At 34.0% G+C, this 13,681-nt stretch carries 7 protein-coding genes; 6 read left to right on the top strand and 1 reads right to left on the bottom strand.

All coding sequences use genetic code 11. The annotated features are described in order from the left end of the window. The first annotated feature begins 355 nt into the window (after positions 1–355). From ACZIYX_RS19420 to ACZIYX_RS19405, 4 genes are all read left to right on the top strand, one after another. The gene (locus ACZIYX_RS19420) at positions 356–511 is read left to right on the top strand and encodes a hypothetical protein (protein ID WP_462683922.1); all 156 of its coding nucleotides are present in this window, start codon (positions 356–358) and stop codon (positions 509–511) included. 99 nt (positions 512–610) lie between these two features. Next, positions 611–3,304, top strand: coding sequence for a CHAT domain-containing protein (locus ACZIYX_RS19415; RefSeq protein WP_462683921.1), 2,694 nt, complete (start codon positions 611–613; stop codon positions 3,302–3,304). A gap of 194 nt (positions 3,305–3,498) precedes the next feature. Further along, complete coding sequence (locus ACZIYX_RS19410) at positions 3,499–4,011, top strand: hypothetical protein (RefSeq protein WP_462683920.1); 513 nt, start codon at positions 3,499–3,501, stop codon at positions 4,009–4,011. 478 nt (positions 4,012–4,489) lie between these two features. Continuing rightward, positions 4,490–5,524 (top strand): hypothetical protein, encoded by a 1,035-nt coding sequence (locus tag ACZIYX_RS19405; protein WP_462683919.1) that lies wholly within the window; start codon positions 4,490–4,492, stop codon positions 5,522–5,524. 1,287 nt (positions 5,525–6,811) lie between these two features. Here the strand turns inward: ACZIYX_RS19405 and ACZIYX_RS19400 are convergent. After that, complete coding sequence (locus tag ACZIYX_RS19400; protein WP_462683918.1) at positions 6,812–8,323, bottom strand: glycosyltransferase family 2 protein; 1,512 nt, start codon at positions 8,321–8,323, stop codon at positions 6,812–6,814. Between the two features lie 540 nt (positions 8,324–8,863). Between ACZIYX_RS19400 and ACZIYX_RS19395 the strand changes: the two genes are divergently transcribed. Together ACZIYX_RS19395 and ACZIYX_RS19390 are read left to right on the top strand one after the other, a co-directional pair. After that, on the top strand, positions 8,864–9,256 hold the full coding sequence (locus tag ACZIYX_RS19395; RefSeq protein ID WP_462683917.1) for a hypothetical protein: 393 nt from the start codon (positions 8,864–8,866) through the stop codon (positions 9,254–9,256). A gap of 78 nt (positions 9,257–9,334) precedes the next feature. Further along, complete coding sequence (locus tag ACZIYX_RS19390; RefSeq protein WP_462683916.1) at positions 9,335–13,672, top strand: CusA/CzcA family heavy metal efflux RND transporter; 4,338 nt, start codon at positions 9,335–9,337, stop codon at positions 13,670–13,672. Positions 13,673–13,681: the final 9 nt, after the last annotated feature.

Genomic DNA, 13,681 nt, shown 5'->3' with positions numbered 1-13,681 from the left:
AGATTCCAGATCAGGTTTGGAATGACAAGGTATTTTTGTTTGTCATTCCGTTGAAAAACGGAATCCATAAAGGAGTTGTTTCGTTATAATAGATTCCAGATCAGGTTTAGAATGACAAGGTGTTTTTGTTTGTCATTCCGTTGAAGAACGGAATCCATAAAGGAGTTGTTTCGTTACAATAGATTCCAGATCAAGTCTGGAATGAAAAGGCTTCTTTGAATTAAAAAAGTATAATTTTTGAAAAAAAATAAATAACTTCATAAAATACAGCAACATTTCTATAGTGTATAACATAAACAATTAGTAATAATCTTAGAAAAAAACAAAACCATGAAAACAGTTCATCTATGTTAATATGCTTGCATTCACAAGCGTATTCTTTGCAAGTTGCACAACAGAAGCGGTAACATCAGATATCGTAGAAGAAGAGGCATCCATTTCTAGAGATGCTCTAGGAGAAATCCAAGGAGAGAAAAAACAAATTGCTGATGGTGAGCCAGAACTAGAATAAAAGCAAATACAATTTTTAAAAAAGCTGTACATTAGAAGTGTTCTAAGTACAGCTTTTTTTATGCGCTATTTTATACAAAGTATCTTCTGTTTTTTGTGTATGACCGAGATATTATTTTCTCAGGATTCTGTGAACCTAAAATCAGCATACGATAGTATTATGGCATTAAACACCAATACCAAAGAAGAGGTACTCACTACTTTTTTTAAAGAGAATCAAAACCATCCGGATCAGCTAGGATTATCATTGTGTTATCATGAGTATTCTAGAAAAATATTTGAAAAAAATATTAATACCGCTATTCGCTATGCTAAACAAGCTATAGCAATTCGTGCCAAATACCAGGACACTAGCGCCCTTTCAAAATCTCTTTATGCTTTAGGGTATTATTATAAGGTAAAAGGAGATTATGTTAAATCTGTAGATGCGTATACCAAAATATTAGATTTTGGTAAGCAGGATAATTTATGTGCAAAAACTTATAATAGCTTAGGGGTAATATATAGGAGGATTGGAGATTTTGATAAGACCAGAACTAATTTTATTAAGGCTAGACAGTATTTTAAAAAAAATAAGAAAAATAGACTCCTATTCAGAAATCATATTGATATGTCCCAGATGTATACAAAAATGGGATGGTCTAATGATATTGAAATAATTTCTCATTTACAACAGGCAGATTCACTTTTAAAAAATGCAGAGGTCAGCGATTTGGATAAAATGCGATTATATCAGATTTTGGGCGGTATATACTATAAACAAGAAAAATATGTAAAGGCCATAGAGTATCATACTAAGGCTTTAGAAGTTAGTCAGACAATAGAAGATTCCTCTTATATCGCCATGAATTATAATAATTTAGGATTGGTATATAAAAAGTATCAGGAGGATGACAATGCCTTAACATACTTTGATAAAGCTTTAGAATATGGGAAGAAGGATGCGCAAATACAGGCTATGGTATTTAATAATTTAGGAGATTATTATATAGATAGACAGGATTTTAGAAAAGCGTTAGATTACTATCATAAAGCCATCGTTTATACTTTAGAAGAGGAAACCCCTGTAACTTATACTACAATGCCGGATATAGAGGACTTAAAAATATCTCCCTATAAATTAGAAGTGCTAGGATATATCACAGATAAAGCGAATGCGTGGATTGCTTATTACGATTATGATACACAGAAAAAATATCTCGAATATGCTCTGGAAACTTTTAAGATTGCAGATCTGCTGGTAGATATTATACGATTTGAGAGTACTGAATTTCAATCCAAATTATTTTGGAGAGCGCAAAGTGCATCCCTCTATATAAAAGCGGTAGAGGTCTGTTTTTTATTAGGTAAACCCAAAGAAGCGTTTTATTTTATGGAGAAAAACAAAGCCCTGTTACTATTAGAAGACCGTACACAAGAAAAAGCCAAGGCCGATGCCAATTTACCAGAAAAACTATCCGAAAGAGAGTTCGATCTACGACGACTAATACATCTTGCCGAAGAGGAGTTAAACAAAGCGAGATCAAAAACACTACCTAATATAGACATCGTAAGAGATGTAGTATACGATCGTAAAAATGAATATGAAAAATTTATTGACTCTTTAGAAACAGGATATCCAAAGTACCACCAGTACAAAAGGAAACTACAGGTAGTATCCTATGAGGAGTCAGAAATTTTTCTAAACAAAAACAATCAGGTTGCAGTATATTATATTCTCAACGATACTGATGGTTATGGATTGGTAGTTGCTAATGGAAGTCCGCAATTTTTTAAGATTCCCAATGTTCCAGAGCTACATAATAATATAAATAGTTTACAACAAAAAATAGCGATACCTTTATATACCAAAGCCGATGCAGATGCATACCAAAACGTAGCGTATCATATTTACAAGGCGATTTTACCGATACCAGAACAAACTTTGCTACTCGATAAACAGCTAGTCGTAATCCCAGATGGTAATTTGCAACATATACCATTCGAGGCATTAATGAGTTCACCGACCAATACAGATAGTTATCTGCTTCATCAATACAGTATAAGTTATGCCTATTCATTATCATTTCTAAAATTAAATGAGACCGTACCGCGTACCCCTGAATATGATTTTATAGGGTTTGCACCAGTACATTTTACAGATACTACCATGGTGTCACTGCCTAGAAGTAGTAAAGAAGTAACTGAAATAGCATCGTTATTTTCTGGCGATTTTTATGAAGAATCTCAAGCATCAAAAAATAGTTTTATCGAGCAAGCATCTAATTATAAGATCATACATCTATCTACCCATGCAGATACAAGAGAAGGAAGCTCCCCTTGGATTGCTTTTTATGATGATAAACTGAGTCTAGAAGAGTTGTATGCTACAAAAAACCAAGCCGATCTGGTTGTTCTTAGTGCTTGTAAAACTTCACAAGGAGAGCTTAAAACAGGAGAAGGTGTATTGAGTCTGGCTCGTGGATTTTTTAATACAGGTACAAGGAGTGTAGTATCTACGTTATGGAATGCCAATGAAAAATCTACGCATGAGATCATGACTACTTTTTATAAAAACCTTAAAAAGGGAGAAACCAAAGCGAGTGCATTACAACACGCAAAACGTACCTACCTACAAAAATATAGCGGGATAGAAGCATCTCCTTATTATTGGGGAGCGCCAATTTTGATAGGACATACCGATCAGGTGGTTATGGCAAGTGACTTTTATATGTATGTGTTAATAGGAATTGGAGTACTACTCATAACTATATGGATGTGGGGATATCTACGCCGTAAAAAACAAAATACGTAAACTTTACACAGTTAAAATGTATAATATAAACCGAGCGTGGATAACGCTCGGTTTTTTTATGCTTTAATTTTTTGATTTTTTTTGGGTAACAAATGAATGGATAATGGAACGGGGGTGTGAATCGATTCGGAAATTGGGGCGGAAACTGAAAAGCCAATAATAGAGTAGGTACAACATCTTAACACTGTATAAAAATGAAAAAGTTATTTTATTTAGGAACACTTATCGGACTTCTAATATTATCCTCATGCGAAAAAGAAGAAGCAAATGAAACAGATACAAATACATCTGCCACAATAGACGAATCCCTTCAGAAATTTGGATGGGATTATAATTATACCTTGGCTTCTACTACCAAAGAGTTGTCTAGACTCATGGATAATCCAAAAGTCAATATTGTTAGAAACGAAAAAGATTTTAGACGATTCATTCAAACAGAACCTGTGCTAAGGACGGTTTTCTCTGATGATAAACTTTATAAGGACGTAGTTAGTACTATGCAATTTAATAGAAGAGGATTAAAAACCTATTCTTTCAAAAGTATAAAAGAAGCCTACCCAAATCGATATAGGACTATTATTGTAGCAATGTCTAAAGGATTTGGAATGGATCTATGGCTTACTACAGATTATGAAGATTATGAATGTTCGGCTCCTGCTACTTGTACAACAGATTCATTTAGCATCTGTATAGGGGCTAATTGCTAAACTAATAATAAATAGTATTTACCTTCTTCAAGCAGAGTTATAATTGTATTCATTGGAGGGTTGAAAATGCATTCAACTCGATTGAAGGAGGTAAAAAGAAAAACAAAAAGGATTAAGGGTAATTAGAAATACGGATATATTAATTACATGTCAAAAAAAGAGGTGGTATGAATGTTTTTCATACCACCTCTTTTTCATTCTATCCTTGTCTTCTTTACAAATTCTGTAACACTTTTGACTTCATCATTCACGTAGTGTCAAACAGAGAAAATTCCTTCGAAAAGAGTTGTTAGTATAGAGCTTTTTTAGTGCTTATTGTTTTGTAATTCATTGTTTTATAGGTTTTTGAAAACATTTCGGAATTTTTTGGGTAACAAATGAATGAGTAATGGAACGGGGGTATGAATCGATTCGGAAATTGGGGCGAAAACTGAAAAGCCAATAATAGAGTAGGTACAACATCTTAAAACTTCATAAAATGAAAACCTTAAAAATTAGTATTTTAATTTTCTCAATGATAGTGTTTTTTACATCATGTGAGAAAGAAAGTGCATCTGCAGAAACAACAATAAATGCACAAGAGGATATCGAGGATACCTCTGGGATTGAAACAGAGCAAGATCTTCCCGTAGAACATTTTCTCGATATAAAAAGAAATGCGGGATTACCAACTTTGGCAGATATCGATCTGGATAATGGTAACCAATTGCATTTTTATGGGCAAGAAGAAGTATCTGGGGTACTAGTCTTAGAAGAAGGGGATTGCAGTGGATGCTCTGCCTTAGGAGATCTGCAATCTCTAACCAGTAAAGAGTTGAACTCTTTTGATATATTTTGGGCACTTTCTAAACCAGGAACTGATATACCAGATTTGCTTAAAAAAGAGAAGGCAAAGCAGAATATTAAGGTTTCCAAAGAACAAGGATGGGCTAGAGGAAAACTTAGTAAAAACACAGGTGATTCTCAGGCAAAAATAGCTACAGTTGCCTGTGACAATGCTTCATTTCAAAGCTCAATAGCAGGAGGAAATTTCTTGGGAGGTGCTCCTGATTTTGTAAGATTAGATAAAACACCAAATAATTATTCAGCTTTTAAAAGTGATTGTTATAATCCGGCTGCTAATGGACAATGTTGGGGGAATCCACGGTATAAGTATACCAGTACCTTTTCTGGAATTAAAAACTGGAAAGGTAAAATCTGTACGCGTAATGTGGAGAACAATTCTAATAAACATGGGATAAACTGGTGTGGGTCCGGGTGTAATGTAGATCCGGATTGTAATCAGCCGGGATCCTGTTTTATTTATCAAGGTCCTGTAGTATATTTTCAATATTACTGGAATGGACAATGGAGAACCATGAAAAGCGGTGATAAAACAGCTGTGTACGAAATTCCTGCCAATACTACAAAAGTATATACATGGCACTGGATAACTACTCAAAATACCAGTTTCAGGCTAATGGTTCGTTATGCTAAAAAATATGATGAATTTGATATTATGATGGATAAATAGTATTTGCAAAGATTATTTAAGTATCAAATTACTTTTTAAACAAAGAGGTTACTAGAAAAAAGATTCGTGTAACCTCTTTTGTTTTACTTATAATATTTAATAAAACTTTGAAATTTGCCAACAGTTTGTCGTAGTGTATTATTAGTAATTTCGTTGCTGTATTTATGTAGGGTATGTTATAAATTTATCTCAAAATAAGATTTATACCATTTTAATACCATTTCTGACTTAAAATTACCCCCTAAAATTTGCTCTTTTTAGTTTATGCTTCAAAATAAAATTTAATCATAGCCTTGACTATGCTTGCATTTTCTTTTTTGCCTAAACAAAAAATACCTGTATTTTATTTGAGTATTTTTAAATCAGAACTGGTATTACTTTTAAACCATTGCCACATTTGTTCTGCTGGGTTAGTTCTGGGCAGTTTTTTTAAAGGCTTCGAGAGCCTAACCCTTCAGGGATTGGTGTGCTGAAGTGTTCAAAGTCTATTCCTTCTTGTTAAAAACCTGTTCCCTGCCACAAAATTTACGGGCGCGGGGTGTTTTACCTTGGGCGCTAGCATAGTTTCCTCGGGCGCGGAGTACTTTTGGTCGGGCGCGGGGGCAGAAACCCAAGGCGCGTAGGGTGGTCACCCGGGCGCGGGCATAGTTAGTCTGGGCGCGGGTATAAATAACCAGCCCGCGGGCATGGGAGAGACAGGCGCGTGGCGCGCCCGACCTCACCTGCTCCGCGGGCGGGTAATAGCAAGGTTTTTCTATCTTTCTTTAATGGTGATCTGTATTTTTTTTTGGCATATTACAAAATACAAATTATTACAGTAATATCATATATGAAATGGTATAACTTTGAAATAGCACTAATAAATTATTTCTTTTTCATCTATTCTTCGTTAAAAAATATAACCGTAACTACAGCTATGCTTGATATCAGATCACGTTTGGCACAAGCTTTTTGCCTTGAATACTTAAAAAATAAATTCAATTTTTATACGCACGATTTCAAAGTTAAAATGGTATTAATGCCATATAACACCCAACCTACTGGTTAGATTATCATCTAATCTGTATTAAATAACAAAGGAAATTCTATGATAAAAGAACTACGCATTGTAACAATAATTATGTTGACTATATTTTTTTATTCCTGTAGTGATGATAAGGGTATTTAGGTTGAAGTGCCTGAAGAAGAAGCCATAGTCCCTTCTGATGAGTGGTTTGTTATGGTTGGTATTGGATAAGATTTTTGACTTAAACTCCGACCTCAGACACCTAACCCAGTATAATATTTTTAGTTTTCAGAATATGATGATTGTATTTGGCATATACCTATACGATTATTAATAGATCGGGAGGGTACAGATACAGTGGTGGTAATTAGTTGTTGTTCTCTTAGTTGTTTTTTAGATAAATCTCTTGTTAACCAACCGCTTCTGCCGGCAGTAGCAATGGCGTAAGGAGTGATCCAAAATAAAGTAAAAGCATAAAATATACTATAAGGATATGCCCAAAGGGATTCTGTTACACTATGTTTTTTTGCATAAAATAAAGCCTGCATACTTGAAAAAACAAGTATACTAACTAATGTAGAACTTAAAAACAATATAGGGTAGGTACAGATAAAAAAGAACATTAGCAATATTGCGGGGTAGGCCATTATCATCTTTAACCACTGGTTTAAAAGTAATATTCTGGTACCGTTTTTAGCCCCATTCCTGAAATTTCCAAAGGCAAATTTACTCATTGCTATATTTTCGCGAACGTTACTTCTTTCCCAACGGATAAACATTTTGTACAAATTTTTATAACGCTCAGGGATATTTGTATAAACGTATGCATTGCGTTGAAAAAACACTTTGTAACCTTGTTTTAAAATCATATTTGTCATGGCGCGATCCTCTCCGATTTTTGAAACCTGTCCCATAAAAGTTTGATTGATCCACTCTTCGCGGCAATTAAAAACAGCATCTTTTCGATAGGCCGATAAGGCACCCGGGGTACATAGTACAGAACCTAATCTACTTTGCGCAGAACGTATAAATTCAAAACTAAAAGCAAAGCTCACATTTAGCATACGAGGGATTAAAGCTTTTTTTCTGTTCAATACACGTACATTTCCTGCTACGGCGCCACATTTTTTATTGATTACAAAAGGGCTTGCCATATTTCGTAAAGTATCTTTTTTGACTATAGAGTCGCTATCCACAGTTATAAACACCTCTCCTGTAGCCAAATTGAACCCGCGGTACAATGCATGTCTTTTGCCTTTGTTTTTAGGCTGTTGATAAATAGAAACGCGATCCCCTAATTTTTCCTTGGCTTTTTTCATCCATAACCAGGTATCATCCTGGCTTCCATCATCAATAGAAATTAATTGTAACTTTTCTTCGGGATAATCACTTTCTGCCAGGCTAATCAGCGTATTGTATACTAACTCCCCCTCATTGTACGCAGGTACGATTACTGTGCACAAGGGTAACTCTTTATCAGATACCGGTTTAATAACTTTATAGCGTAAGTATAGAAATAATATGTAGATCAAAAAACTAACTTTAAGAAAGAGTAATGAGATACCTGTTATCATTAAGGCAACTCCACCAAAACTATTTATTCTTTCCAAATAAATTTCCTCAAAATAAGGTTGTAAGAAAAAGAACAAAGAAACAGCACCAAACATCAACAGAAACGTTCCTGTTAAAATGAAAAAAGAAGATGAATCAATAATGTTTTTCTTTAAACGATCAAAATATTTGTTGGCAGATATTGGTGTTTCCGAAGATTTGGAAAATGTTAATTCCTTCATAAGTGTTTCCCTGGTTTTTTTAGGAAGGCGCAATATTAATGCCATTTTGAATTTAATTGGCTTATAGAGTTTTAGGAAAAAACAATAAATTTTAATGTGTAGAAAAATTACACAGATGTGGGGATTTTTCCCACTATAACCTTAGAAAAAGCAACTTAAAAAAGGCATGGGATATAGTTTTTTTGTTAAGTGTTTTTGTGTAAAATGAAAAGAATAAGAAATTGTTTTAGCTCTGGTTTATAATAGCATTGATAGTTGTGGAAATATACATTTAATTGATTTAAATATGTTTATCCCATTCCAAATCCTTCCCAAAGGGAAGGACTTTTGACTCGTCCTAAAAAAGGTTACAGATTATTAACTAAATCCTGATATAGGTTTATAATTTTTGACTCCCTTCCTTCTGGGGGTATGGAATATGAGTTTCGATAAAATCATCAATACTATTATAAACTAGAGCCTTTATTTTTTCTATAAAAATAAAGCTTATGTAATCTAAGTTACATAAATAATAACGTAATATATATTATATTTGTTGAAATGAGTAAATTGTTTTCCATATCACTTTCCTTAATTATAGTATTCCAAAGTATTGGAATACGCTTTGTTGATATTATACAAATAGATGAATTTATTGAGCATGCACAATTTCATAGCGAGCAATATGGAGATAATGTTTTTGTGTTCATTTCTAAACATTATGGAGAATTAAAAGTAGATCACGAGAAACAGCACCAGGAAGAAAAGGAAGATCATGAACAATTACCTTTTCAACATCAATATGGTAGCTTTACAGCTTTTGCACTAATTTTTACCAAAACAGAATTTGAAATTCTTCGTTTTACGAAGTACAACACACATAATTTTTATTATCAGGCACCAGCTTCCTTTCTTTATCCCAAAGGTCTTTTTCAGCCACCAAGGTTTTCATAAGTAATCAAATTTATTTTTTTTTCTTTCTCTGGTACAAATTTTAACCAGAGATATTAACGTTGATTATTTTATGAAAAAATGCTATCACATATTATCAATTTCAGTATAAAGAACAAGTTTATTGTTTTTTTATTTACAACTTTTATTATAGGATTTGGATTATATTCTTTATCACAGATTCCTATTGGTGCAGTGCCTGATGTAACAAATAACCAAGTACAGGTAATCACCACGTCCCGTAATCTTTCTACACAAGATATGGAGCAATTTATAACTTATCCTGTAGAATTAGAAATGGCAAATTTGCCAGGTGTTCAAGAAATTCGTTCCGTTTCAAAATTTGGGCTATCCGTAGTTACTATTGTTTTTAACGATAACATGGGGACTTATTTGCCAAGACAACTAATTGCAGAAAAAATAAAATCTGCGTCAGAAAAAATACCGCAAGGATTTGGTGTTCCGGAAATGGGACCCATTACTACCGGCTTGGGAGAAATATATCAATACATTTTAGATGTCACACCAGAGTATAAAGACAAATATACCGCAGAGGATTTACGAACCATACAGGATTGGATCGTAAAAAGACAGCTGTCGGGCATACCAGGAGTGGTAGAAGTCAATACCTGGGGTGGTTTTTTAAAGCAGTATGAGGTAGCGATTAATACCGAAAAACTTCATGCAATGAATATCACTGCTCATGAGGTTTTTAAAGCTCTGGAAATGAATAATAGTGTTTCTGGTGGTGGTTATATAGAAAAGGTAAATCAAGCTTTTTTTATACGTGGCGAAGGTCTTGTTTCTTCCTTAAAAGATATCGAAAACATTGTAGTAAAGAACGAAAATGGCCTGCCAATTTATATAAAAGATATTGCAAAAGTTGGTTTTGGAAGTGCTACACGTTTTGGAGCAATTACAGGCAATGGCGAAGGAGAAAAAGTCCTGGGGCAGGTAATGATGTTAAAAGATGCTAATTCTAAAAAAGTAATAGAAGCGGTTAAAGAGCGTGTGCTGTCTATTTCAAAATCGCTACCTAAAGGCGTTTATATAAATGCTTTTCTGGATCGTAGCGAGTTAATCGCAAAAACCACATTTACAGTATCCGAAAACTTAATATTAGGTTGTCTTATTGTGATTTTTGTTGTGGTATTGCTTTTGGGTAATTTACGATCCGGATTGGTGGTTGCTTCTGTAATCCCTCTTTCGTTATTGTTTACATTATCCTTAATGTACATTTTTGATGTGGATGCAAATTTAATGAGCTTAGGAGCAATAGATTTTGGAATTATAATCGATGGGGCGGTTATTATTGTAGAGTTTATAGCTTTTCAGATTACCCAAAAGAAAGATGAAATCAACTCTTTGGGAAAAGTAAAACAACAAAAATTAAAAGATAAAATTACATTTACCGGAGCCTCTAAAATGATGAATTCTGCCATCTTTGGACAACTGATTATTTTAATCGTATTCATCCCGATTTTATCATTAAGCGGAGTAGAAGGAAAAATGTTTAAGCCTATGGCATTGACTTTCAGTTTTGCACTCATAGGTGCTATGATCCTTTGTTTTACTTATGTGCCAGTAGTTGCTTCTGTGTTTTTGAAGCCTTCAACAGCAACCAGTAAAAATATATCGGTCAGGCTTATGAAATGGCTTAATACGATATATGATCCTGTTATTCATTGGGCATTACAAAGTAAAAAAACAGTATTAGGGGTTGCTACAGGGCTTTTACTTATTTCGATTTCTCTATATTCTTCAATGGGGGGTGAATTTGTACCAACTTTGGATGAAGGCGATTTTGTAATTCAACCAATATTAAAAACAGGAACATCATTAAAAAACACCATCCAGATCACTACCGAAATTGAAAAAATATTGCTCAAAGAGTTTCCCGAAGTCAAACAAGTAGTTACCCGTATAGGTGCAGCTGAGGTTCCTACAGATCCAATGTCTATGGAGGAAAGTGATGTAATAATTATCTTAAAACCTAAAAGCGAATGGGTATCTGCTTCGTCTAAGGATGAGCTTGCAGATAAATTTAAAGAAGCTCTCTCTGTAATTTCAGGAATAGATGTAGAATTTACGCAACCTATAGAAATGCGTTTTAATGAGCTCATAACAGGAGTACGAGCAGATATCGCTATCAAGATTTTTGGGGATAATTTGGATGTTCTGGCTAAGAAAGGAAATGAGATTGGTGCTTTAATAGAAAATGTTCCTGGAGCAGCAGATGTTTCTGTAGAAAAAACAGCAGGGCTTCCAGAAATGAGTGTGCAGTATAATCGAGCTAAAATAGCCAGATACGGACTAAATATTCAAGAGCTAAACGATATGGTGTCGATGGGATTTGCGGGTAGAATAGCGGGTAGTGTTTTTGAAGGGGAAAAACGTTTTGATCTGATTGTTAGATTAGATAAAGAAAAACGTCAAGATATAGATAATCTTCAAAACTTATATGTGGATTTACCATCTGGAGGAAAAATTCCGTTGCATGAATTGGCAAAGATTAGCTATAAAAAAGGAGCTGCAAAAATATCAAGAGATGGTACGCGACGAAGAATTGTGGTAGGGATTAATGTGCGCAACCGGGATTTACAATCGGTAGTAGACGATGTACAACATTTAATTAACGAAAATGTAAAATTACCAGTTGGATATTCCATTACTTATGGAGGGCAGTTTGAAAACTTACAAAGTGCCAAATCAAGGCTTATGGTGGCAGTGCCAATTGCTCTTATCCTGATTTTTGTATTGCTCTATTTCGCTTTTAATTCTGTAAAAGAAGCTTTAATGATTTATTCAGCAATTCCCTTAGCAGCAGTAGGTGGTGTTTTATTGTTATGGATTCGGGATTTACCATTTAGTATTTCGGCAGGCGTAGGGTTTATTGCCTTATTTGGTATTGCCGTACTTAATGGAATTGTTTTGATAGAACATTTTAAAGAACTAAAACACCAGGAGTTTGAAAGTATGGAGGCTTTAATTAAACAAGGAACAAAAGATAGATTAAGAGCAGTGTTATTAACAGCAGCAGCAGCAGCGTTAGGGTTTTTGCCAATGGCAATTTCTACCAATGCAGGAGCCGAAGTGCAGCGACCGTTAGCAACCGTAGTGATAGGAGGGCTGGTAACCGCTACTTTATTAACGTTAGTCGTGTTGCCTGTTTTATATGCGTTATTTAATCGGTCGTATGATAAAAAGAGAAAACATACTAAGGCAGGTACTGAAAAAGGAATAGTAATCCTTTTACTTTTATTTTCTATAAATGCAGTTGGTCAACAGCCTAAAAAGTTAAGTTTAAAAGAACTTATTCCGATGGCAATAGAAAATAATGCGGGACTTGAAGCTAACAAGCTACAAGTAGAGCAATCTGATGCGTTAATACGTAGTGCTTTTAATTTTGATAAAACGCAAATCTATTATGGGTTTGACGAGAATAATTTAGCGGTAAATAATCAGCCATTACGGGTATTTGGGATTCAGCAAGATTTTCGTTTTCCTACAGTATATTTTTCTGAAAAAAAAGTAAATAAAGCACGTTATAATGTTATTTCCAGTTCTTATAATATTCAAAAAAAAGGAATAGAAAGAAAAGTGACGGCTACCTATTATGAATATCAAGTAGCTAAAAAGAAAGAACATGTTTACAAAAGATTAGATAGTCTGTATACAAATTTTGCGACCATAGCAAAACGGCGCTTTGAGTTGGGAGAAACTAATTATCTGGAGAAAATAACAGCAGCATCCAAGCAGAAACAAATTCAACTTAAGTATAATCGGGCGCAAAAACAAGCTGACTTAATTTATACAGACTTACTTAAACTAGTTCAGACCAAAGACAGTATTCAAATCACAGAGGAACAATTACTAAAGATCCCCTTAAACGTATTAGATATAAATGGTAGTCCGGAAATTGGGTACTATCGTGATAAACTAACATTGCTACAAGCGCAGCGCGGTTTTGAAAAACAGCAACTGTTACCAGACCTAAGTATCCATTATTTTCAAGGAACCAATTCTGGTCTTAATGGTAGTTTATACGGGTATCAATTAGGTTTAAAAATACCTGTACTGTTTGGGGGGCAATCCTCAAAAATTAAAGCAGCTAGAATTGCTGAAGATATAGCAGTATCTGAATCTAATGAGTATCAAACTCAATGGAACACAAAATTTAATATTCTTACTATACAATTAAAACAACTTCAGGAAGCCTTGGATTATTATGAAGATGAAGGCGTTTCCCTTTCTAACGAAATTTTAAAAACAGCTAACGGAAGTTTTAAAAACGGAGAAATTGATTTTTATCAATATATCCAAAGTTTGGAGAGTGCTTATGAGATGAAATTGAATTATCTCGATGAACTTAATCAATACAATCAAACCGTTATTGCCATTAATTATCTAACCATCTAATAGTTTAAA

It is taken from the genome of Aquimarina sp., assembly GCF_977115655.1.
This window is presented reverse-complemented; position numbering and strand designations above follow the sequence as displayed.